The sequence below is a fragment of the Sphingomonas sp. FG14 genome (assembly GCF_057809675.1).
Map to the genome: position 1 here is coordinate 17,700 of NZ_JBMDKK010000025.1, position 21,418 is coordinate 39,117.

The following is a 21,418-nucleotide window of genomic DNA, read 5'->3' on the forward strand; positions in this document are numbered from 1 at the left end:
GGCGGGCTGCCAGCCAAGGTGACGCCGAATGGCCGCGAACGCCCTCCTTCCCACCCGTGACGCGATCGTCGCGACCGCGGGCGAAAGCATCGCGCGCGGATCGCAGAGCTTCGCGCTGGCCAGCCGGCTGTTCGACCGGCCGACGCGCGAGCGCGCCTGGCTGCTCTATGCCTGGTGCCGGCGCTGCGACGATCTGGCCGACGGGCAGGATCATGGCGGCGCGATGGGCGTGGTCGACGATCCCGCCGAACGGCTGGCGCTGATCTCCGCGCGAACCGAACGCGCGCTGGCGGGCGAGGTGATCGGCGATCCCGCCTTCGACGCGCTGCGGATCGTCGCCGCCGAATGCCGCATTCCCCCCGCCCTGCCCCGCGATCTGGTTCAGGGCTTCGCGCTGGACGCCGCCGACTGGCGGCCGCGCGACGAGAATGACCTGCTCACCTATTGCTATCATGTGGCGGGCGCCGTCGGCGTGATGATGGCGATCGTGATGGGCGTCGATCCCGAGGACAGTGACACGCTGGACCGCGCCTGCGACCTCGGCCTTGCCTTTCAGCTCGCCAATATCGCGCGCGACGTGGCGGAGGATGCGGCGGCCGGCCGCTGCTACCTGCCGCGCGACTGGCTGGCCGAGTTCGGCATCGCGCCGGGCGAGCAGATGGATCCGCGCCACCGCGAAGCACTGGCGATCATCGCCGCGCGGCTGGCGGAGCGGGCCGAAGCGCATGAGGCTTCCGCCCGGATCGGCGCGGCGCGGCTGCCATTCCGCGCGCGCTGGGCGGTGCTGGCGGCCGCCGGCATCTATGGCGACATCGCCCGCAAGGTCCGCGCGCGCGGCGCCCATGCGTGGGACCGGCGGACAGTGACCGCAAAAGGCGAGAAGCTGGCCTGGGTGATGCGGGCTTATTTTCAGGCTCGCGGCACGCACCGCGCGGCGGTGAAGCGCGACGGGCTTTGGACGAGGCCCATGGCGGAATGACACTTTTGGTCGATCATCGTATCGAGTTGCTGCAGGGCGACATCACGAAGCTCGCGGTCGATGCCATCGTCAACGCGTCCAATAGCTCGCTTCTGGGCGGCGGCGGGGTTGATGGCGCGATCCACAGAGCCGCGGGTCCAGACCTTGTCCATGAATGTCGTTTGCTCGGAGGCTGCAAGACGGGACAAGCCAAGATCACGGGTGGCTATCGGCTACCTGCCGCTCACATCATTCACACGGTCGGTCCTGTCTGGCGCGGCGGCGGCAATGGTGAATCTGCACTGCTTGCCGACTGTTATCGAAATAGCCTGACGCTCGCGACCCGGCATGATTTGAAATCGATTGCCTTTCCGGCGATCAGTTGCGGGATCTATGGCTATCCTGCTGTCGAAGCAGCCGAGATCGCCGTTCGCGAGGTGCTTGGTTTCCTTGCCGGGCAGCCGGACTTCGAGCGAATGGTGTTCGTCTGCTTCGAGGCCAAGACCTTCGAGGCTTATCGATCAAAGCTGGAGCCTTCGACCTGAGCGCGACAAGCTGTGCCGGTGAAAGCTGACCATCGCAGTCTACCCGCTGCACCTGTTTTGGAATGATGGGTAAATCCCGTTCAGCCGTCAGTGGCAGTCCCGGCCGGCGCGCGGACCCCCGCATGTTCGCGCCTTTTGAGCTCGGCCTTCAACACCTCCGGCTTCGGCGCCCAGAGGAAACCGAAGCTCACATTGCCTTCCTTCGTCTCCACGACATGGTGGAGGCGGTGGGCCTGCACGATCCGCTTCATATAATTGGAGCGCGGGACGTAGCGGTGGTCGATCCGCTTATGGACGATCACGTCGTGGAAACCGAAATAGATCGCGCCATAACCCGCGATCCCCGCGCCCACCCAGGTCGCCCAATCGCCCCAGCCGAGCTGGACGCCGCCCAGGATCAGCAGGATCGAGGGCATGGCGAAGATCACGGCATAGAGATCGTTCAGCTCCCAATTGCCGGTGCGCGGGCGGTGATGGCTCTCGTGGAGGAACCAGCCCGGCCCGTGCATCACCCAGCGATGCGCGACATAGGCGAAGCCCTCCATCGCGACGATGGTGGCGAGGAAGAGGAGAATGCCGAGCGCCCAGTGCATGGCTGGCATATAGGCATCGCACCCCGGCCTGTCATGCCGGGGAATATGCCTATATCGTCGCCTCGAACGCGGCGCGGACGGCGGGCGGGATCGCGCGCGGCTTGCCGTCGCCCAGGTCGACATGGACATAGACCAGCTCGATCTCGGCGCGCAGATCCTCCGCATCGGCGCCGTGCAGCGCGATCGCGAAGCTGATGCTGCTGTTGCCGATCCGCGCCAGCCGCATCAGCCCGTCCACTTCCTCATCGGCGCGGATCGGCTTGCGATATTCGACGACCGCGCGGACGACATGGCAATCGAACTCGCCCCCCGCCGCCGCGTTGATCCCGGCCTTGCGCCAATATTCGGTCAGCACGAGATCGGCATATTCCAGATAGCGCGAGTTGAAGACGACCGACTGGGGATCGACCTCCGAATAACGGACGCGGAAGCGGTGCGAGAAGGGGTAGTCGGAACGGGCCATGCAAAGGCAATGGCGGAGCGTCGCGCGGCTTTCAAGCGCGATCGATTGTTCACCATCGCCGAGCCGCCTAAACGATGGGCATGGCTGTGCGCGCGCGTCTGAAACCGGGCGAAACCCTCGGTGACCGGATCATGAAGGTCGTTCATGCCGGCGAGCATGGCGCGGTGAACATCTATCGCGGGCAGGCGATCGGCGTGCGCCTGTTCCGGCCGGACATGATCGCCGAGCTTGATGAATTTCGCGCGCACGAAACCCGGCATCGCAGCATATTCGAAGCGGAATTGAGCCGGCGCGGACGCCCAAGATGCCGAACCTATCATCTTTGCGGCCTTGGCGGCCTGATGCTCGGCGCGGTGACGGGCGTTATGGGCGAACGGGCCATCGCCGCGACCACCATCGCCGTGGAGCGTGTCGTGCTGCGGCATCTGGCCGCGTATCGCCACGCGCTCCAGCCCGTCGATCACGAAGGTTTCGAGGCATTGTCGCAGATCCTCACCGACGAGCAGGAGCATCACGACGCGTTCCTCACCCGCGCTGGCCGGCCCGGCTGGCTGGTTTCAGGCCTGAGCGGGATCGTGGCCGGATCGACCGAGATCGTGATCTGGCTGGGAATGCGGCTTTGAAGCAGCATTGCTCCAGTCACCCTCGGCGGATGACGGAAGGATCGACGTCCGCGCCGAATCCGTGGCGCGCCTATCGCGCGTCCTGCACCGTCGCGCGCCAGGTGGGGATATAGTCGACGCTGCCCCGGCATTCGCCCATCTCCGCCCGCGCGGCCAGGCGGAAGCGGCGGCCGTCCCAGGCGAAGCTGCTCGTCACCCCGCAATCGCCCAGGCCCCTGCCCTTGGCATAGGTTTCGAGCTGGCCGGTCCGGTCGTTCCAGGCCGGATTGACGAGCGAATGCGTGTCGTCGCCCATGCCGGGACTGGAATCGAATTCGGCGGGGACCGCTTTCCCCTGTTCGTCGACGATCAGCGCCGCGCCGAAATAATTATAGGCGCCGTTGCCGCAGGGCTGCATCACCAGCGCCAGGCTGTGCGCGGCGTCCAGGCGCACCGCATCGGGCTCCAGCGCGTCGGGATCGACCTCGCAGCCGATATCGCCAAGCTGCCGCGCGGCATCGGCCTGCGACAATGTGCGCGGCGGCGCGGCGGCGGCGGCGGGGCGGACGATGACGGGCACGGCCGGCGGCGGCGGCACCGCGGCGGCATTGCCCTTGCGCACCAGCGCGCTGGTCGTGCCCACGCGTTTCTGCCGGTCGTCGATATAGAGCAAGGCCGCGCTCGCGCCCGCCAGCGAGATCGACGCGACGCGCGTGCCCGCCATGTCGAGCACGGGCAGCGACGCATCGCGCCGCAGCGCGTCGAGGATCGCCGGCACGTCCTTCGCGGCGACCGCGCCGGTGGTCGAGAACGGGACCGGACGCTTGCCCACGCCCAGCGCGCGGCCCTTGTCGGGCACGGTGACCGTGATTTCGGGCATGGCGGCGGCGGCAGGGCCGCGCGTCAGCACCAGCGTCGCGCCCTCCAGTTCGGATTCGGGCATCAGCGCGACGGCCTGGCACGCGCGGCCATTGTCGCAGCCGACGATCCAGTCCTGAAAGGTTTCGAGCGTGGTGGGCTGGGGCGCGGTGGCGGCGGCAAGCAGCAGCAACGCCCCAGCCATTCGCGTCAGCCCGCCTTGGCCGGCGTGTTCACGCCCATGCTCTGAAGATATTTGCGGACGTTGCGCGCCGCCTGGCGGATGCGATGCTCATTCTCCACCATCGCGATGCGGACAAAGCCTTCGCCGTCCTCGCCATAGCCGACGCCCGGCGCCACCGCGACGCCCGCATGGGTGAGCAACTGCTTGGAGAATTCGAGGCTGCCGAGATGCGCGAGCGCGGGCGGCAGCGGTGCCCAGGCGAACATCGACGCGCGCGGCGGCGGAATATCCCAGCCCGCCCGGCCGAAGCTTTCGACGAGCACGTCGCGGCGATGCTTGTAGAGCTGGCGGTTCTTCTCGACGATATCCTGCGGCCCGTTGATCGCCGCGACCGCCGCCGCCTGGATCGGCGTGAAGGCGCCGTAATCGAGATAGGATTTGACGCGGGTGAGCGCGGAGATCAGCGTCTTGTTGCCGACCGCGAAGCCCATGCGCCAGCCCGCCATCGAATAGGTTTTCGACATGGAGGTGAATTCGACCGCGACATCCTTCGCGCCGGGCACCTGCAGGATCGACGGCGTCGGGCAATCGTCGAAATAGATCTCGCTATAGGCGAGATCCGACAGCACCCACAGGCCATGTTCCTTGGCGAAGGCGACGACGCGTTCGTAGAAGGCGAGATCGACCACCTCGGCGGTCGGGTTGGACGGATAGCCCATCACCAGCACCGACGGCTTGGGCACCATGAACTTCACCGCGCGTTCGAGCGATTCGAAATAATGCTCGTCGGGCGTGGTCGGCACCGAACGGATGCTGGCGCCCGCGATGATGAAGCCGAAGGTGTGGATCGGATAGCTCGGATTGGGCGCGAGCACGACGTCGCCCGGCGCGGTGATCGCCTGCGCCAGATTGGCGAGCCCTTCCTTCGAGCCGAGCGTCACCACCACTTCGCTGTCGGGATCGAGATCGACCCCGAAACGACGCCCGTAATAATTGGCCTGCGCCTTGCGGAGGCCGGGAATGCCCTTGGACGCGGAATAGCCGTGCGCCTTGGGATTGCGCGCCACTTCGCACATCTTCTCGATCACATGTTCGGGCGGGGGCAGATCGGGATTGCCCATGCCGAGATCGATGATGTCGTCTCCTGCCGCACGTGCTGCTGCCCGCATCGCATTCACTTCGGCGATAACATAGGGCGGCAGTCGCTTGATGCGGTAGAAGTCTTCGGTCATGGCTCCCATTCCGATTGGAGGTTTTTGGAGCCGGTTTCCTACGCTTTCGGGCGTCTGATGTCGAAGCCTAATTGGCGGTCGCGGGCCGCCGCGCGGGCATGGGACGGTTGCGGCGGAACCAGAAGCTCCACACCGCCAGACTGCCGAGCAGCGCCAGCGCCAGCCCGGAAACCGTCATGACCAGCCGCCAGGGCAATCCCCCCACCCGCGCGGCGTGGAGCGGGAACAGCATGTTGAAGCCCCGGACCGTGGCGGGCAGCGCCAGCGCGTCGCGCGCGGCGACCAGCCGCCCGCTGTCCGCCGCGAAATAGAGCGTGGTGCGGCCATTGGGCAGCCATTCGGTGGGCTGCTTCATCCTGAGGCTGATCAGCCCGCTGTCGCCGCGCGGCAGCGAGAGGATGCGGAACTGGGCATCGGGAAAGCGCTGCCGCGCCTGGCGGACAATCGCCGTCCAGTCGATATCGTCGGCCAGCACCGCCTCGATCGGCGGCGGCGGCTTCAGCCCGGCCGCGATTGCGGCGGGGGCCGAGGGGCCGAGCACCAGCATCGTCATCGGACGGAAGATCATGGTGAGCCCGGTATAGAGCGAGAGCAGCAGCAAGGGCGCGACGAGGATGCCGAGATCGCGGTGCTGGCGCACGATCGCCGGCCGGCTCATCCGGCGCGGCCACAGGCGGAACTCGAAGGTCTTGCGCGTGCGCCACCACAGGATGATGCCGCTCAGCACGAAGAACAGCCCGGCGATGCCGGCGATGCCCGCCACCGTTTCCCCCGTATCCCCGGCGAACAGGTGGTGGTGGAAATCGAACAGCCAGATCTCCGGCCGTTCCCACTGGCTTTGCCAGGTCGCGACGACATTGCCCGCCTGATCGGCATAGGCGCCGGCATCCTTGCCCAGCGACAGGCGGTGCAGCCCGAACGTCTCGCTCGCGAAATTGATGCTTTGCGGCCGCTCCGCCGGATCCGCCATCAGGCGCGCGACGGTGGCGGCGACGGTTTCGGTGTCCGCCGCCAGCGCGTCGCCCGCATGGGGCAGCATCACCCACGCGTCCTTGTGGACGAGGATCGCGCCCGACAGCCCCAGCAGCGCCAGCACCAGCCCGATCAGGCCCCCGGTCCAGCGATGGAGAAGGTCGAGCGTCTTCATCATGGGTCTGGGCCCTTAGAATCGATAGTCCCAGCCGAGCGTGAAGGTGCGTCCACGGCCCGCGAAATAGGCGAGGACCGGGTTCTCCGCCGCGAGCCGCGTGTCGCTGCTATAGTCGATATAGAATTTGTCGAACAGATTCTGCACGCTCAGGCTCAGTCCGCCGAACCGCGTCTGATAGCGGATGCTGGCGTCGGTCAGGTTATAGCCCTCGAAATTGTTGCGCTGGTCCGGATTGGCCTTGCCGTGGAAGCTGCGCGACAGGAAGAACTGCGTCTGCACGATCGCGCTGAGCGGCCCGCGTGCATAGCTGGCGGACAGGTTGAGGCGATCGGGTGAGATGTTGGTGCCGTCCAGATCGGTATCGACCACGCCGTCGGGATTGGCGGAATCGCTGTCGTAGCGGCCGAGCAGATGGGCATAGCCCGCCGACACGCGCAGCCCCTCGATCGGCAGGCGGACGGCCAGGTTGACCTCCAGCCCCTGGATCTCGACGCGCTGGCGCTGGACGTCGAAGATGCCGCCCGGCCGGGCGATCAGCAACTGGCCCTTGTCGCTCGACGACCAGAAATAGGTGGCGCTCGCGTCGAGCGGACCGCGCTTCACCTCCACCCCGATCTCGCGATTGTTCGAGATGATCGGCGCGATATCCAGGAAGGTGTCGATATCCTGCCCGGGCCGGTTCACCGCGCGGGTGATGCGGCCGATATCGGGCACGGTGAAGCCCTCCGCATAGCTGGCATAGGCGCGGATGCCGTCCCAGGGCTCCAGGATCACGCCGCCGTTCAGCAGCACATCGTCGAATTTGGGGCTGCCGCCCGAAACGAAGGTCGATCCGGCACTCGCCAGCGTCGTGAAATCGTCGATCTTGATCTGCACATTCTCCCAGCGCGCGCCGCCCGCCAGGCGCAGCTTCTTGTCGAACAGCGCCAGGTTGAGCTGGCCGAACGGCGCGAGGCTGCGGAAATCGCTGGGCGGCACCCAGACGCGGTTGGTGGCGATCAGCCGCTGTTCGGTCTTGTCGACCAGCGCATCGAAGCCGATCGTCGCGGTCAGGTTCTCGAAGCCCGGCATGGCGCGTTCATAGCTGAACTTGGCGCCCAGCTTGCGCGAGCGGTTCTGCGACTGATCGAACAGCTTGCCGGTGGGATCGAGCGCCGGATCCTGGAAGGTGGCGATCGGCGCGATCTCTCCGCCAAAGGTGTCGCGGCTGCGGTTGAAGAAGATCTGGGTGACGAGGTTGCCGCCGCCAAGATCGCTGTCGGTGAGCGACAGCGCCACGCTTTCGGTGCGGTTGGCGGCGGGCACGCCCGGCGGGGTGCCGCGCACCGCGCTGGTCGGCACGCCCGTCAGCCGGTTGCCGGGGATCGCGACATAATCGCCGTCGCCGTCCAGTTCGTAGCGGCTGGCGATCAGGTCGAGCCGGGCGGTGGAGGACAGCGCGTAACCGAAGCGGCCGAACAGCGAGAGCGTTTTCGAATCCTGCGTCTCGCCCTGGGTAAGGTTGAGGCCGATGCGGCGATCCTGGCCGTCGTAAAAGGCGCCGCGCCGTTCATAGGCGGCGCCCACGGTCGCATCGAAATCGCCGGCCTTGTATTGGATCAGCGCGGCCGCCTTGCCGCCGATGCCGTCGCCGCTGAAGCCGTTGTCGGCGGTGCCCTGAAGCAGCACGCGGCCGCCCAGCCCCTCCTTGCGCGGCGCGCCCACCGTCACCTGGTTGACGATGCCGCCGGTGCCGCCCACGCCCTGCAACGCGTTGGAACCATAGATCAGCTCCACCCGGTCGACGAAGAAACCGTCGATGGTGAAGCCGTCGCGGCTGCCGTCGCGCAGCGGCGTCGATTGCGGGATGCCGTTGATCGCATAGAGCGGCGAGCGCCCGCGCAGCGACTCGCCCGATCCCGACAGCTTCTGCCGCGTCGGCGAGAAGGAGGGCGTGAGCGTGGAGACCGCGTCGGTGACCGAGCCGGAGATCGCGATCTGCTGGTCCAGCGCCGCCTTGTCGATCACGTCGATCGTCAGCGGCAGCGCGTTGGCGGGCAGCGCGGTGCGCGCGGCCGTGATCACGATATCGGCGGGCGCGGCATCCGCCGCCTCGCTTTCGGCCGGCCCGGCCTGTGCCCAGGCGGGCGCCGCGAGCGACGTGGACGCGGCAAGTGCTGCAAGGATGACAGGCTTCATCGACGGACTCCCTTTTGGCGGCGCTGCTAGGGGACCAATCCAGATATTGCAAGGCACTCGCAATAGCATTTTTGCCTTTTGCCGGTCCCGCGCGGAACCTGCGCGCCGACGAGCCGTTGCGGCTTGGCGGGGCAGGCTTTACGCTGCGCCGACTCTGTGGGGAGGGATCGCCGATGACCGAGACCGGCACGACAATGACGCCGCCGACGCTGGAAGATATGCAGCGCTGGACCTGGGTGATCGGAAGGGCGCAGCAGATGTTGCTCGAATTCGGGATCGACCGGATGCAGCAGGCGGCCGCCCAGCCGCCGCCGATCGACAGCCTGCCCTTCACCGGACTGGACGCCATCACCCAGGCGCAATCCGATTTCTGGAGCGAGAGCGTGAAGCTGTGGCAGCGCTTCGTCGATCCGACGAGCGCGCCCGCCGCCCCCGATCCGCGCCTGGCCAAGGACCGGCGCTTCTCCGCCCCCCAATGGCGCGACAATCCGATGTTCGACCTGATCCGGCAAAGCTATCTGCTGATCGCCGATCACCTGATCAAGAGCGTCGACGGGATCGACGGCGTCGATCCCAGGCAGAAGGAACAGATCCGTTTCGCCACGCAGGGCTTCGTCGACGCGATGAGCCCGAGCAACTTCGCCTTCACCAACCCGCTGGTGATCGAGAAGACGATCGAGACGCGCGGCGAGAACCTGCTCAAGGGCCTGACCCACATGCTGCGCGACATCGGGCGCGGCCAGCTCACCCACAGCCAGCCCGACGCCTATGAACTGGGCCGCAACATCGCGACGACGCCGGGCAAGGTGGTGAAGGAGACGCCGCTCTACCAGCTTATCCAGTACGAGCCGCAGACCACCGAGGTGCACCGCACGCCGCTGCTGATCTTCCCGCCCTGGATCAACCGCTATTACATCCTGGATCTCAATCCCGAGAAAAGCTTCATCCGCTGGGCGGTGTCGCAGGGGCTGAGCGTGTTCGTCGTCTCGTGGAAATCGGCGGACGCGAGCATGAAGGACGTGACCTGGGACGATTATATCGTGCGCGGCCAGATCGACGCGATCGATACGGTGCGCGACCTGCTCGACGTCAAGAGCGTGCACACGATCGGCTATTGCGTCGCGGGCACCACGCTGGCGGCGACGCTGGCGCTGCTCGCCGCGCGCGACGAGGCCAAGAAGGTGAAATCCGCCACCTTCTTCACCGCGCAGGTCGATTTCGCCAAGGCCGGCGAACTGAACCTGTTCGTCGACGATGAGCAGTTGAAGCTGGTGGAGAGCCTGTCGGGCGAGGGATATCTGGACGGGCGCTACATGGCCGCCACCTTCAACCTGCTGCGCGGGCGCGACCTGATCTGGAACTATGTCCAGAACAATTACCTGCTGGGGCAGGATTATGCGCCGTTCGACCTGCTCCACTGGAACGGGGACACAACCAACCTGCCCGCCAAATGGCACAAGGCCTATCTGACCGACCTGTATCGCGACAACAAGCTGGCGGTGCCCGGCGCGATCAGCGTGGACGGCACGCCGATCGACCTGCGCGCGGTGAAGACGCCCGCCTATGTGCAGGCGGGCCGCGAGGATCATATCGCGCCGCTGGAAAGCGTGTGGAAGATCAACGATCATTTCGCCGGCCCGATCCGCTTCGTGCTGGCGGGATCGGGGCATATCGCGGGCGTGGTCAATCCGCCCAGCGCTGGCAAATACCAGTATTGGACCAGCGAGAAACCGGCCGCCACGCTCACCGATTTCCTCTCCGCCGCGAAGGAGACGCCGGGAAGCTGGTGGCCCGACTGGATCGAATGGCTGTCCGCCCAGGATGGCGACAAGGTCTCCGCCACCGGCGCGCGCGTGCCCGGCAAGGGCAAGCTGAAGGCGATCGAGGACGCGCCGGGCAGCTACGTCAAATCCCGGTGATCCCCCGGTTATAAAAGGATTTTCCCTGCGACTGTGACGGTTCCGTGCCGCTCGCGTGACGCTTTTGCTGCACTGCACAAAAAAGCTTGCAATTCGTCGCGGCTCACTATATTGTGCAATGCAACATAAGCAGGACCGCAGTATGAGCGCCACCGAGAACAAGGTCGATCCGGCTGCGAAGCCCGCACCGGCCAAGACCGTGAAAACGACGCGGACGGCAGCGAAGCCGGCCGCCGCAGAGAAAGGAACGACCAAGATGACCGACACCGCGAAAGTGACCGAGACCGTGAAGAAGGCCGCGACCGAAGCCACCAACCAGGCGCAGGCCGTGTTCGCCGACCTGAACGACCGCACCAAGGCCGCCGTCGAAAAGGGCCAGAAGATCGCCGAGGACCTCGCCGACTTCCAGAAGGGCAACCTCGAGGCGTTCGTCGCTTCGGCCAAGGTCGCCGCGCAGGGCTTCGAAGCGCTGGGCCAGGACGCCGCCGAGCTGGGCCGCAAGAATTTCGAATCGGCCCAGGCCGCGCTGAAGAGCTTCGCCGCCGCCAAGTCGCCGACCGATTTCTTCAAGCTGCAGAGCGACTATGCGAAGTCGGCGTTCGACTCGTTCGTCGCGCAGACCTCGAAGAACACCGAAGCTTCGCTGAAGCTGGCCGGCGACGTGTTCCAGCCGCTGTCGAACCGCATCGCGGTCGCGGCCGAGAAGTTCAAGACCGCCGCCTGATAGCGACAGTCGTGTAGAGTGAAGAACGGCCGTCCCCACGGGGGCGGCCGTTCTTGTATCCGCGCCGCACGATTTTCATCGCGCGGACGCCACACCCGCCGCATTGCCCCTTGCCCGCGCGGCCGCGCTTGCCATATTCTGCGCTTATGCGTGACGAGAAACATCTTCCGCCCATGATGGCCGGCCGCAAGGGCGGCGAGGACGACGGCACCGGCCTGGGCGTCGCGACACGTACCCGCGCGCGCACCAAGAAACCGACGCCTTACAAGGTGCTGATGCTCAACGACGACTATACCCCGATGGAGTTCGTCGTCCTCTGCCTGCAGCGCTTCTTCCGGATGAGCATCGAGGACGCGACTCGCGTGATGCTGCACGTCCACCAGAAGGGCGTCGGCGTGTGCGGCATCTTCAGCTACGAAGTGGCGGAGACCAAGGTGACCCAGGTCACCGACTTCGCCCGGCAGAATCAGCACCCGCTGCAATGCACGCTGGAGAAGGCGTGAAATCTGGCTGATGCCGGGCTGAGCCAAATCTGGCGCGAACCACAGCCTCCTACCCGTCCTGTCGCTCCAGCGAAAGCTGGAGCCCATGCGATACCGATGGCGATCCAGGATGAAACCAGGCTGGGTCTACATCATGACCAATGCGCCCCATGGTACACTCTACACCGGCGTAACCGCCGATCTGGCCGCGCGCATTACCCAGCACCGTGAGGGCCAGGGTTCGGTCTTCTGCAAGAAGCACGGCCTCGATCGGCTGGTCTATGTGGAACCGCACGCGCGCATCGATGAAGCGATCGCACGCGAAAAGGCGATCAAGGCGTGGCAGCGCAAATGGAAGATCGCGTTGATCGTCGCTCAGAATCCGGAATGGGATGACCTGTTCGAACGCATCCATGCGTGACGGTGGATTCGAGATGCCACCACCACGTCGCTCCAGCGAAAGCTGGAGCCTATACGGTCAATACGCTTCGCAGACGCTCAACAGCTGAGCGCATATCAAACACCGCATGGGCTCCAGCTTTCGCTGGAGCGACACGGCGGGAAGATCCAGCCACCCCCTACCGGCTCCAGTCCACGATCAGCCAGCCATGGCCCTTGGCCAGCCGGCGCAGTTTGGGGCTGGGGTTCACCGCGATCGGCACGTCCGCCCAATCGAGCACCGGCGCGTCCGAGACATGGTCGGAATAGAAGCGCACCGTGCAATCGGGGCGGTCCAGCCCCTGGGTGGCCAGCCAGGCCTGGATCTTGCGCAGCTTGGCCGGGCCGTAGCAATTCTCGCCCTCGATCCGGGCCTGGATGCGGCCGTCGGGCAGGCAGAAACTGTCGGTCGCGATCACCTCGTCCATGCCCAGCGCCTCCGCGATCGCGGTCACGTAGATGCGGTAGGACGCGGTCGCCATGATCAGCCTGTGGCCCGACTCGCGGTCCGCCGCCATCTGGCGCAGCGCGCCGGGATAGATGTTGGTCGCCACCGTCCGCGCCGCGAAGCCGCGCGCCAGCGGCTCCAGCTCGGCCGAGGGGATATGCCCGCCGGTCAGCAGCAACTGGTTGATCTCCTTCAGCTTGGACCGGTCGATCAGCCGGCAGGCATAGGCGGCCATCACCAGCAGCGCGAACGGCGCCAGGATCAGCCGCCAGGGCGAGCGGCGCAGCGCGACATGGAACAGGAAACCCGTATAGGTTCCCCGGCGCGTGATCGTCCTGTCCATGTCGTAGATCGCCAGCGCCGTCATCCTTCCGCCTTTCATGAGAGCCCAACGCGCTTGCCCCCCGCGCCATAATCGCGCAAGACTCCAAGTGCATGAGCGAAATGGCGGATTTCATTCAGGAGCATGGCGAAGCCGGCTGCGAGCTCAGTTTCCTGGGCAGCCTTTCGATCGCCCGGCTGGGAGACGTGCCGCAGCGCCTGGCCGCGCTCGCCGTGCCCGTCGACGTCATCCGGCTGGACCGGATCGATCATATCGACACGATCGGCGCCTGGCTGGTCTATCGGCTGAGCCGCGACCATGGCGCCGAGATCAAGGGCGCCGACGCCGACGCCTCCCGGCTGATCGAACAGGTTTCCGCGTCCGACCGGCCGGTGCGCATGCGCCCGGACCGGACGCCGCCGCATATCCGCGTGCTGGGCGAGATCGGCGACGCCACCGCGATCGCGGGTCAGACGCTGCTGGGGCTGCTCGGCTTCTTCGGCGCGACGATGATCGCGGCGTGGAACGTGATCCGTCACCCCAGCCGTTTCCGCATCAACGCCGTCGTCCAGCGGTTCGAGGTGGTCGGCGTCTCCGCGCTCGGCATCATCGGGCTGATGAGCTTCCTGATCGGCATCGTCATCGCGCAGCAGGGCGCGGTGCAGCTTCGCCAGTTCGGCATGGAAACCTTCACCATCAACCTGGTTGGGCGAATCACGCTGCGCGAACTGGGTGTGCTGATGACCGCGATCATGGTCGCTGGCCGCTCCGGATCCGCCTTCGCCGCGCAGCTCGGCACGATGAAGCTGACCGAGGAGGTGGACGCGATGCGGACCATCGGCGTCTCCCCGCAGGAGGCGCTGGTGCTGCCGCGCGTGATCGCCACGGTGGTGCTGATGCCGCTGCTGGGCTTCTACGCCTCGCTCGTCACCATCCTGGGCGGCCTGATCTGGTGCTGGATCGATCTGGGCATCCCGCCCGTCACCTTCATCCAGCGCATCCGCGAGGTCGTGCCGATGACCGACCTGTATGTCGGGCTGGTCAAGGCGCCGGTGTTCGGCGCGATCATCGCGATGGCGGGCTGTTTCCAGGGCATGCAGGTGAAGGCCAATGCCGAGGAAGTGGGCCAGCGCACCACATCCGCCGTGGTGCAGGCGATCTTCCTCGTGATCGTGCTCGACGCCTTTTTCGCGGTCTTCTTCACGTCGATCGGCTGGACATGAGCATCACCGAAACCGACATGGCCGAGGAACTGCCCGAAGTGGCGGAGGGCGACACGCTGATCCGCGTGCGCGACCTGAAGAACAGCTTTGGCGACCAGGTGGTGCATCAGGGGCTCGACCTCGACGTGCGCAAGGGCGAGATCCTGGGCGTGGTCGGCGGATCGGGCACCGGCAAATCGGTGCTGATGCGATCGATCATCGGCCTCCAGACCCCCGATCAGGGCGAGATCAGCGTGTTCGGCCAGTCGATGATCGGCCGCGACGAGACCGACGCGGTCGCGATCCGCAAGCGCTGGGGCGTGCTGTTCCAGGGCGGCGCGCTGTTCTCCACCCTGACCGTGGCGGAGAATGTGCAGGTGCCGCTGCGCGAATTCTATCCCGACATCAAGGCGCCGCTGCTCGACGAGATCGCCGCGTTCAAGGTGACGATGAGCGGCCTGCCCGCCGAGGCCGGCCCCAAATATCCCGCCGAGCTTTCGGGCGGCATGCGCAAGCGCGCCGGGCTGGCGCGCGCGCTGGCGCTCGATCCGGAGCTGCTGTTCCTCGACGAGCCGACGGCGGGCCTGGACCCGATCGGCGCCGCCGCCTTCGACGAACTGACGTCCGAGCTCCAGAAGATCCTGGGGCTGACGGTGTTCCTGATCACCCATGATCTCGACACGCTGTACGCGATCTGCGACCGCGTGGCGGTGCTGGCGGACAAGAAAGTGATCGCGGTTGGCACCATCGACGAGTTGCTCGCGTTGGACCATCCGTGGATCCAGGAATATTTCAACGGCCCGCGCGGCCGTGCCGCCGTGGCGGCGAAGCAGAAGAAGAAGGGCTGAGCGCCGATGGAAACCCGCTCCAATCACGTCCTCGTCGGCAGCGTCGTGCTCGGCCTGCTCGCGGTACTGGCGATCTTCACGGTCTGGCTGGCGCAGCTCGGCGGCGGATCCGAAACCAAGTACGACATCTTCTTCAAGCAATCGGTCGACGGGCTCGCCAAGGGATCGAGCGTCAGCTTCTCCGGTGTGCCGTCCGGCCAGGTCGACGAGATCGCGCTGTGGCCGCGCGATCCCGAATTCGTGCGCGTGCGCATCCGCGTGAAATCCGAAACCCCGGTGCTCCAGGGCACGACCGCGACGATCCAGGGCGTGGGCTTCACCGGCGTGTCGCAGATCATGCTCGACGGCGCGGTCAAGGGCGCGCCGCCGATCAGCGATATCGGGCCGGGCGGGGTGCCGGTGATCCCGACCAAGCCCGGCGCGCTGGGTGAATTGCTGTCGAACGCGCCGCAGCTCCTCGAACGGCTGACCACGCTGACCGAGCGGCTGACATTGCTGCTGAGCGACCGCAACCAGGCGTCGATCGCGGGCATCCTCGACAATGTCGAGAAGCTTTCGGGTTCGCTGGCCGAGCGCGGCCCGGAGATCGCGGCCACGCTGGCGCAGACGCGGATCGCGATCGAACAGGCCGGCAACGCGGCGGAGGAGATCGGCAAGCTCGCCGGCACCACCAACGACCTGCTCGACAAGGAAGGCCGCCCGCTGATGGCCGATCTGCGCAAGACCGTCGCATCGGCCAAGGCGAGCATGGACACGCTCGACGCCGCGATCGGCGATGCGCGGCCGGGCCTGCAGGCCTTCTCCAAGCAGACGGTTCCCGAGGTCGGCCAGCTTGTCCGCGACCTGCGCGACATGTCCGAAGCGCTGACGGCGGTGGCCACCCGGCTCGATCGCGGCGGCGCCGGCGCGCTCGTCGGATCGCCCAAGCTCCCCGACTATAAGAAGAAGGGCAAATGATCATGGCGCGCCAAGCACGCATCCTCAGCCTGACGATCCCGTTCGCCGCCCTGCTGGCGCTTTCGGGCTGCATCAGCTTCGGCGCGAAGCCGCCGCCGACCTTGCTGACGCTGTTCCCCGCCGCCGCGATGCCGGCGGGCGAGAGCCGCACCGCCGTCGCCGGCCAGGCGGTGACCATCCTCACGCCGCGCGTGCCCGCGGCACTCGCCAACAATCGCATCCCGGTGCGCAGCGACGATACCAGCATCGCCTATGTGAAGGACGCGCAATGGGCGGATTCGCCCAACCGCCTGTTCCGCGCGCTGCTCGCCGATGTCGTCACCGCGCGCACCGGCCGCATGGTGCTCGACAATCGCCAGTTCAGCTTCGATCCCGGCACGACGATCTCGGGCGAGCTGCGCAACTTCACGATCGACGCCGCGTCGATGCAGGCGGTCGTCACCTATGACGCGGCGCGCGCCACCGACGGCGGCGCGAAGATCGAGGAACGCCGCTTCGAGGCGCGCGCGCCGGTTTCGTCGATCGAGCCCGGCCCGGCCGCCGTCGCGCTCAACACCGCCGCCAACCAGGTCGCCGATCAGGTCGCCGCCTGGATCGGCAATTGAGATAACGGGCGGATCAGGAGCCCCTTTTGCGTTACTTCCTCGATACCGAGTTCAACGGCTTTGGCGGCGCGTTGATCAGCATCGCGCTCGTGCCCGAATTCGGCGACGAGGAATTCTACGCGATCCTGCCGATGGCCGATCCCGTGGTGCCCTGGGTGGATCGCCATGTGATGCCCTATCTCCACATGGTGCCTCCCGCGCTCGACATGACGATGCGACCCGACGAGGCCGCGCACGAGGTCGCCCGCTATCTGGCGCATGATCCCAAGCCCGTGATCGTCGCCGACTGGCCCGACGACATCGCCTATTTCTGCAAGCTGCTGGTGATCGGCAACGGCGTGATCGTCGATATCGACGATGTGGATTTCAGCTTCCTGCGCTCGCCCGGCTTCAGCCCGGCGGCCAACAGCAAGGTGCCGCACAACGCGCTGCACGACGCGCGGGCACTGCGCGATTTCGTGCTGGGCGGGCGTTAAATCTCGCGCTGGACCTTGTCGCGTCTCATCGACCGATCGCGTGGAAAAACCTCTGCGTGCGAGGTGTCAGGATAGCAGGCGGTGCCTCCCAACCCTTCGGGCTGAGCCTGTCGAAGCCCTGCTTTTCCTTTGGTTCGAAGTAGAAGGACGGGGCTTCGACAGGCTCAGCCCGAACGGATCGGGTCGCGACGGTCAACGGGTCGGACGGGTTCCGATCCCCTCACCCCAGGCTTTTCCCCTCACCCCAGGCTTTTCGACGCCTGTTCGAACACGTCCTTCGACAGGCCCGGCGTCTCGACGATGCGGCCAAGGGCGGCGCGCATCAGGTTCGCGCGCGCCTCGTCGAAGCGGCGCCAGCGGCCGAGCGGCGGGACGAGCTTCGCCGCGGTCTGCGGATTGATCCGATCGAGCGCCACGATGATGTCGACCAGAAAACCATAGCCCCGCCCGTCCGCCGCGTGGAAACCGCGCTGGTTCGCGGTGAAGGCGCCGGCGAGCGCGCGGACGCGGTTGGGATTGGCCAGCGTGAAATCGGGATGTTTCTCCAGCGCCAGCACCGCATCCAGCGCGTCGTCGCGCGTCGAGAGCGCCTGGGTGGTGAACCATTTGTCGAGCACCAGCGCATTGTCGCGATAGCGGCGATAGAACGCCTCCAGCGCCTGGCCCCGCAGCGTGGAATCGCCGTTGACCAAAGTGGTCAGCGCGCCCTGCCGGTCGGTCATATTGTCCGCGCCGGTGAACTGGGCATGGGCGAGTTCGGCGGCATCCGGCGCCCCGGCCGCCGCGATATAGCCCAGTGCCACCGTCTTCAGGCGGCGCGCGCCCTTGGCGGCGGGCGAATATTCGAAGCGATTGGCCTGCGCGCCCGCATGCGCCGCGCGCCATTCGCCCTCCAGCGCCTTGCCCAGATCGGTGCGCAGCGCCTCGCGCGCGCGGTGGATCGCCTCGGGATCGACGACGAGCATCTGTTCGCCGACGAACGCCTCGCTCGGCAGCAGCACCGCCTCGCCCACGAACGCCTTGTCGAGCGCGGGATCGGTGAGCGTGTTGCGCACAGCCTCGATCACCGCGCCATGATCGCCGCGCCCGTCCGCCACCGCGGCGACGAGCGTGTCGAGCATGAGCTGCTGCATCGCCTCGTACCGGGCGAAGGGATCGTCGTCATGCGCCGAGAGAAAGGCGAGATCGGCGGCGTCGCGCCCGGTCTCCACGGTGACGGGCGCGGAGAAGCCGCGATTGATCGAGAGCACCGGCCGCGTCGCGATATCGTCGAACACGACGGTCTGGCGCGGTTCGGTCAGCAGGATCAGCCGTTCCTCGCACAGCGGGCCGGAGGTTTCGCCGCAGAACAGCCGGGTGCGCAGCGGCAGCACCATCGGTTGCTTCTCCGGCTGGCCCGGCGTGGCGGGCACGGCCTGCTCCAGCGTCAGCCGCGCCGTCGTCCCCTCATGATCGAGCGTCGCCACCACGCGCGGCGTGCCGGCCTGGCTGTACCAGCGGCGGAACTGGGCAAGATCGACGCCGCCGCCATCCTCCATCGCCACGACGAAATCCTCGCAGGTCGCGGCTTCGCCGTCATGGCGCGAGAAATACAGGTCGGTCGCGGCGCGGAAGCGCTCCGGCCCCAGGATCGCATGCATCATGCGGATCACCTCGGCGCCCTTGTTGTAGATCGTCGCGGTGTAGAAGTTGGAGATCTCCATATAGGATTCGGGGCGGATCGGATGCGCGAGCGGCCCCGAATCCTCCGGGAACTGCGCGGCGCGCAGGGTGCGGACATCCTCGATCCGCTTGACCGCCGCGCTGCCCTGATCGGCGGAGAATTGCTGGTCGCGAAAGACGGTGAAGCCTTCCTTCAGCGACAACTGGAACCAGTCGCGGCAGGTGACGCGATTGCCCGACCAGTTGTGGAAATATTCGTGCGCCACCACGCCCGCGACCGCGTCGTAATCCGCGTCGGTCGCGGTGTCGGGATCGGCCAGGATGTAGCGCGAGTTGAAGATGTTGAGGCCCTTGTTCTCCATCGCGCCGAAATTGAAATCGGCGACGGCGACGATGTTGAACACGTCCAGATCATATTCGCGGCCATAGACCGCCTCGTCCCACGCCATGGAGAGCTTGAGCGCGGTCATGGCGTGATCGGTCTTGGAGAGATCGGCGGCGCGCACCCAGATGCCCAGATCGACCTTGCGGCCGGACAGCGTGGTGAAGCTGTCGCGATTGGCGACCAGATCGCCCGCGACCAGCGCGAACAGGTAACAGGGCTTGGGAAAGGGATCGCGCCATTCCGCCCAGTGCCGCCCGTCCTCCGCATCGCCCGCCGCCACGGGATCGCCATTGGCCAGCAGTACGGGATAGCGCGCCTTGTCCGCCTCCATCCGCACGCTGTAGCGGCTGAGCACGTCGGGCCGATCGGGGAAGAAGGTGATGCGGCGGAAACCCTCGGCCTCGCACTGGGTGCAGAGCAGCCCGCCCGAGGCGTAGAGCCCCATGAGCTGGGTGTTGAGCTCGGGCGCGATATCGACCTCGACCTCCACGACATGCGCGCCGCCCGGCAGCGGCACGACCAGCGCGTCGCCATCGAGCCGCCAGTCCGTCGCCACGCCGTCGATGCGCAGCGCCACCGGGGTCAGCCCGTCGCCGTCGAGCACCAGCGGCCGGTCATGATCGCCGTTGCGCACCACCTGAAGCCGCGAGGCGACGCGCGTGCGCATCGAATCCAGCCGGAAATCGAGCGCGATATCGGGCACCAGCCAGTCGGGCGGGCGATAATCCTCGCGGCGGATGACGGCGGGTGCGGCGGTGGATTGGACATCGAGCATGGCCAAAGCCTTACGCCCCGGTGCGGGGGCGTGCAATTGGGCTTGCATCGCCGGCGACACGCCATAGCCTGCCGCCGATTGGGGGGAGGACCATGATGCGGCACGGCAGGACCATGATCATCGCCGGGGCGGTGCTCGCCACGGCGCTGCCCGCGCTGGCGCATGCGCAGGGCTTCGACGTGGAGGCGGCGACGCGCGCCTATGTCGACACGCTGCACGGCGCGGCGCGCGCGAAATCCGACGCCTATTTCGAGGGCGGATACTGGATGATCCTGTGGGGGGCGCTGGTGTCTGCCGCCACCTGCTGGATCCTGCTGCGCTTCGGCCTCTCCGCGCGCTTCCGCGACTGGGCGGAACGACGGACGAAGCGCCCCGCGCTGGTCGCCGCGCTCTACGCCCTGCCCTATACCGTCGCCGCCACGCTGATCACGCTGCCCTGGACGATCTATGCCGGCTATGTGCGCGAGAAACACTATGACCTGATGAGCCAGGATTTCGGCGGCTGGGCGGGCGAACAGGCGATCGGGCTGGGCATCGGCATCGTCACCACCGCGCTGCTGCTGGCGATCATATTCACGGTGATCCGCCACGCGCCCCGGCTCTGGTGGCTGCTGGGCGCGGGCGCGATGACGGTGTTCATCGCGATCGGGCTGCTGATCGCGCCGGTCTTCATCGCGCCGCTGTTCAACACCTATGGCGAGATGCCGGCGGGGCCGGTGCGCGATCGCATCGTGGCGATGGCGGCGGCCAATCACGTGCCCGCAGAGCATATCTATGTGTTCGACGCATCGAAGCAGAGCAAGCGCATCTCCGCCAATGTCTCCGGCCTTGGCCCGACGATCCGCATCTCGCTCAACGACAATCTGCTCAACCGCGCCTCCCCGCCCGAGATCGCGGCGGTGATGGGCCATGAGCTGGGCCATTATGTGCTGGGCCATATCTGGCGGCTGATCGGCATGTTCGGCCTGTTGTTCCTGGCCGGCTTCTGGCTGGTCCACCGCATCGCGCCCGCGCTGATCGCGCGCCACGGGCCGGGCTGGCGGGTGCGCGGGGTGGACGATCCCGCCGCGACGCCGGTGTTCTTCGGCATCGCGGCCGTGCTCGGCCTGCTGGCGACGCCGATCACCAACAGCATGATCCGCACCAGCGAGAGCGCCGCCGACGCCTTCGGGCTGGACGCCGCGCGCGAGCCCGACGGCTTCGCGCTCACCGCGATGAAGCTTTCCGAATATCGCAAGATCTCACCCGGCCCGATCGAGGAGATGCTGTTCTTCGATCACCCCTCCGGCGAGACACGCGTGCGCATGGCGATGCGGTGGAAGGCCGATCATATGGGCGAGGCACCGGCGAAATAGCCATGGCATGGCGTGCCGCCCGAGAACGGTTGGGGAATCGAGCGCCACGCCGATGAC

General features: G+C 66.8%; 21 protein-coding genes. 13 read left to right on the forward strand and 8 right to left on the reverse strand.

Annotated elements, in window-relative coordinates:
- The first annotated feature begins 28 nt into the window (after positions 1-28).
- A complete protein-coding gene (locus ACODTA_RS28020) occupies positions 29-979 on the forward strand; it encodes a phytoene/squalene synthase family protein (RefSeq protein WP_489070712.1) in 951 nt (316 codons plus the stop codon).
- Positions 976-1,503: an O-acetyl-ADP-ribose deacetylase gene (locus ACODTA_RS28025; RefSeq protein ID WP_489070714.1), complete on the forward strand. Its 528-nt coding sequence runs from the start codon at positions 976-978 to the stop codon at positions 1,501-1,503. Before ACODTA_RS28020 ends, ACODTA_RS28025 begins: the two co-directional genes overlap by 4 nt.
- A gap of 80 nt (positions 1,504-1,583) precedes the next feature.
- Here the strand turns inward: ACODTA_RS28025 and ACODTA_RS28030 are convergent, their stop codons facing one another.
- Positions 1,584-2,096 carry a sterol desaturase family protein gene (locus ACODTA_RS28030; protein ID WP_489070716.1) on the reverse strand — a complete coding sequence of 171 codons (513 nt, stop codon included), beginning with the start codon at positions 2,094-2,096 and terminating at the stop codon, positions 1,584-1,586.
- Between the two features lie 49 nt (positions 2,097-2,145).
- Positions 2,146-2,559, reverse strand: coding sequence for an acyl-CoA thioesterase (locus tag ACODTA_RS28035; RefSeq protein WP_489070718.1), 414 nt, complete (start codon positions 2,557-2,559; stop codon positions 2,146-2,148).
- A gap of 80 nt (positions 2,560-2,639) precedes the next feature.
- Here ACODTA_RS28035 and ACODTA_RS28040 point away from each other — a divergent pair, with 80 nt between their 5' ends.
- Positions 2,640-3,182 carry a demethoxyubiquinone hydroxylase family protein gene (locus ACODTA_RS28040; protein WP_489070720.1) on the forward strand — a complete coding sequence of 181 codons (543 nt, stop codon included), beginning with the start codon at positions 2,640-2,642 and terminating at the stop codon, positions 3,180-3,182.
- A gap of 70 nt (positions 3,183-3,252) precedes the next feature.
- Here the strand turns inward: ACODTA_RS28040 and ACODTA_RS28045 are convergent, their stop codons facing one another.
- From ACODTA_RS28045 to ACODTA_RS28060, 4 genes are all read right to left on the reverse strand, one after another.
- On the reverse strand, positions 3,253-4,224 hold the full coding sequence (locus tag ACODTA_RS28045) for a DUF1176 domain-containing protein (RefSeq protein ID WP_489070722.1): 972 nt from the start codon (positions 4,222-4,224) through the stop codon (positions 3,253-3,255).
- Positions 4,225-4,229: 5 nt separating this feature from the next.
- Entirely contained in the window at positions 4,230-5,435 is a 1,206-nt protein-coding gene (locus tag ACODTA_RS28050; protein ID WP_222989412.1) for an LL-diaminopimelate aminotransferase, read from the reverse strand.
- A 67-nt stretch (positions 5,436-5,502) separates the two neighbouring features.
- A complete protein-coding gene (locus tag ACODTA_RS28055) occupies positions 5,503-6,582 on the reverse strand; it encodes a PepSY-associated TM helix domain-containing protein (RefSeq protein ID WP_489070763.1) in 1,080 nt (359 codons plus the stop codon).
- A 15-nt stretch (positions 6,583-6,597) separates the two neighbouring features.
- Positions 6,598-8,763, reverse strand: coding sequence for a TonB-dependent receptor (locus ACODTA_RS28060; RefSeq protein WP_489070724.1), 2,166 nt, complete (start codon positions 8,761-8,763; stop codon positions 6,598-6,600).
- 173 nt (positions 8,764-8,936) lie between these two features.
- Here ACODTA_RS28060 and ACODTA_RS28065 point away from each other — a divergent pair, with 173 nt between their 5' ends.
- The 4 genes from ACODTA_RS28065 (at position 8,937) to ACODTA_RS28080 (ending at position 12,309) form a co-directional block, all read left to right on the forward strand.
- Positions 8,937-10,682: a PHA/PHB synthase family protein gene (locus tag ACODTA_RS28065; protein WP_489070726.1), complete on the forward strand. Its 1,746-nt coding sequence runs from the start codon at positions 8,937-8,939 to the stop codon at positions 10,680-10,682.
- A 55-nt stretch (positions 10,683-10,737) separates the two neighbouring features.
- The gene (locus ACODTA_RS28070) at positions 10,738-11,406 is read left to right on the forward strand and encodes a phasin family protein (RefSeq protein ID WP_489070727.1); all 669 of its coding nucleotides are present in this window, start codon (positions 10,738-10,740) and stop codon (positions 11,404-11,406) included.
- Between the two features lie 146 nt (positions 11,407-11,552).
- On the forward strand, positions 11,553-11,909 hold the full coding sequence (clpS, locus tag ACODTA_RS28075; protein WP_489070729.1) for an ATP-dependent Clp protease adapter ClpS: 357 nt from the start codon (positions 11,553-11,555) through the stop codon (positions 11,907-11,909).
- Between the two features lie 109 nt (positions 11,910-12,018).
- Entirely contained in the window at positions 12,019-12,309 is a 291-nt protein-coding gene (locus tag ACODTA_RS28080; protein WP_489070731.1) for a GIY-YIG nuclease family protein, read from the forward strand.
- Positions 12,310-12,466: 157 nt separating this feature from the next.
- Here ACODTA_RS28080 and ACODTA_RS28085 read toward each other — a convergent pair whose 3' ends face one another.
- Complete coding sequence (locus ACODTA_RS28085) at positions 12,467-13,141, reverse strand: HAD family hydrolase (RefSeq protein WP_489070733.1); 675 nt, start codon at positions 13,139-13,141, stop codon at positions 12,467-12,469.
- Between the two features lie 68 nt (positions 13,142-13,209).
- On the opposite strand from ACODTA_RS28085, the gene ACODTA_RS28090 reads away from it, so the two are divergent.
- From ACODTA_RS28090 to ACODTA_RS28110, 5 genes are read left to right on the forward strand one after another with little or no spacing between them, the layout of a single operon-like run.
- Positions 13,210-14,319, forward strand: coding sequence for an MlaE family ABC transporter permease (locus ACODTA_RS28090; RefSeq protein WP_489070735.1), 1,110 nt, complete (start codon positions 13,210-13,212; stop codon positions 14,317-14,319).
- On the forward strand, positions 14,316-15,146 hold the full coding sequence (locus ACODTA_RS28095; RefSeq protein ID WP_489070737.1) for an ABC transporter ATP-binding protein: 831 nt from the start codon (positions 14,316-14,318) through the stop codon (positions 15,144-15,146). Before ACODTA_RS28090 ends, ACODTA_RS28095 begins: the two co-directional genes overlap by 4 nt.
- A 6-nt stretch (positions 15,147-15,152) precedes the next feature.
- Complete coding sequence (locus tag ACODTA_RS28100) at positions 15,153-16,103, forward strand: MlaD family protein (RefSeq protein ID WP_489070739.1); 951 nt, start codon at positions 15,153-15,155, stop codon at positions 16,101-16,103.
- Positions 16,100-16,708 carry an ABC-type transport auxiliary lipoprotein family protein gene (locus ACODTA_RS28105; protein WP_489070741.1) on the forward strand — a complete coding sequence of 203 codons (609 nt, stop codon included), beginning with the start codon at positions 16,100-16,102 and terminating at the stop codon, positions 16,706-16,708. The genes ACODTA_RS28100 and ACODTA_RS28105 overlap by 4 nt, the downstream gene beginning before the upstream one ends.
- 26 nt (positions 16,709-16,734) lie before the next feature.
- A complete protein-coding gene (locus tag ACODTA_RS28110) occupies positions 16,735-17,184 on the forward strand; it encodes a hypothetical protein (protein WP_489070743.1) in 450 nt (149 codons plus the stop codon).
- A 239-nt stretch (positions 17,185-17,423) separates the two neighbouring features.
- Here ACODTA_RS28110 and pepN read toward each other — a convergent pair whose 3' ends face one another.
- On the reverse strand, positions 17,424-20,006 hold the full coding sequence (pepN, locus tag ACODTA_RS28115; protein WP_489070745.1) for an aminopeptidase N: 2,583 nt from the start codon (positions 20,004-20,006) through the stop codon (positions 17,424-17,426).
- 113 nt (positions 20,007-20,119) lie between these two features.
- On the opposite strand from pepN, the gene ACODTA_RS28120 reads away from it, so the two are divergent.
- A complete protein-coding gene (locus ACODTA_RS28120) occupies positions 20,120-21,361 on the forward strand; it encodes a M48 family metallopeptidase (RefSeq protein ID WP_489070747.1) in 1,242 nt (413 codons plus the stop codon).
- Positions 21,362-21,418: the final 57 nt, after the last annotated feature.

What these genes read in the sequence shown, in the direction of transcription:
- ACODTA_RS28020 (WP_489070712.1), top strand. Translation starts at nt 29, where the DNA reads ATGGCCGCGAACGCCCTCCTTCCCACCCGTGACGCGATCGTCGCGACC.
- ACODTA_RS28025 (WP_489070714.1), top strand. Translation starts at nt 976, where the DNA reads ATGACACTTTTGGTCGATCATCGTATCGAGTTGCTGCAGGGCGACATC.
- ACODTA_RS28030 (WP_489070716.1), bottom strand. Translation starts at nt 2,096, where the DNA reads ATGCACTGGGCGCTCGGCATTCTCCTCTTCCTCGCCACCATCGTCGCG.
- ACODTA_RS28035 (WP_489070718.1), bottom strand. Translation starts at nt 2,559, where the DNA reads ATGGCCCGTTCCGACTACCCCTTCTCGCACCGCTTCCGCGTCCGTTAT.
- ACODTA_RS28040 (WP_489070720.1), top strand. Translation starts at nt 2,640, where the DNA reads ATGGCTGTGCGCGCGCGTCTGAAACCGGGCGAAACCCTCGGTGACCGG.
- ACODTA_RS28045 (WP_489070722.1), bottom strand. Translation starts at nt 4,224, where the DNA reads ATGGCTGGGGCGTTGCTGCTGCTTGCCGCCGCCACCGCGCCCCAGCCC.
- ACODTA_RS28050 (WP_222989412.1), bottom strand. Translation starts at nt 5,435, where the DNA reads ATGACCGAAGACTTCTACCGCATCAAGCGACTGCCGCCCTATGTTATC.
- ACODTA_RS28055 (WP_489070763.1), bottom strand. Translation starts at nt 6,582, where the DNA reads ATGAAGACGCTCGACCTTCTCCATCGCTGGACCGGGGGCCTGATCGGG.
- ACODTA_RS28060 (WP_489070724.1), bottom strand. Translation starts at nt 8,763, where the DNA reads ATGAAGCCTGTCATCCTTGCAGCACTTGCCGCGTCCACGTCGCTCGCG.
- ACODTA_RS28065 (WP_489070726.1), top strand. Translation starts at nt 8,937, where the DNA reads ATGACCGAGACCGGCACGACAATGACGCCGCCGACGCTGGAAGATATG.
- clpS (WP_489070729.1), top strand. Translation starts at nt 11,553, where the DNA reads ATGCGTGACGAGAAACATCTTCCGCCCATGATGGCCGGCCGCAAGGGC.
- ACODTA_RS28080 (WP_489070731.1), top strand. Translation starts at nt 12,019, where the DNA reads ATGAAACCAGGCTGGGTCTACATCATGACCAATGCGCCCCATGGTACA.
- ACODTA_RS28085 (WP_489070733.1), bottom strand. Translation starts at nt 13,141, where the DNA reads ATGACGGCGCTGGCGATCTACGACATGGACAGGACGATCACGCGCCGG.
- ACODTA_RS28090 (WP_489070735.1), top strand. Translation starts at nt 13,210, where the DNA reads ATGAGCGAAATGGCGGATTTCATTCAGGAGCATGGCGAAGCCGGCTGC.
- ACODTA_RS28095 (WP_489070737.1), top strand. Translation starts at nt 14,316, where the DNA reads ATGAGCATCACCGAAACCGACATGGCCGAGGAACTGCCCGAAGTGGCG.
- ACODTA_RS28100 (WP_489070739.1), top strand. Translation starts at nt 15,153, where the DNA reads ATGGAAACCCGCTCCAATCACGTCCTCGTCGGCAGCGTCGTGCTCGGC.
- ACODTA_RS28105 (WP_489070741.1), top strand. Translation starts at nt 16,100, where the DNA reads ATGATCATGGCGCGCCAAGCACGCATCCTCAGCCTGACGATCCCGTTC.
- pepN (WP_489070745.1), bottom strand. Translation starts at nt 20,006, where the DNA reads ATGCTCGATGTCCAATCCACCGCCGCACCCGCCGTCATCCGCCGCGAG.
- ACODTA_RS28120 (WP_489070747.1), top strand. Translation starts at nt 20,120, where the DNA reads ATGATCATCGCCGGGGCGGTGCTCGCCACGGCGCTGCCCGCGCTGGCG.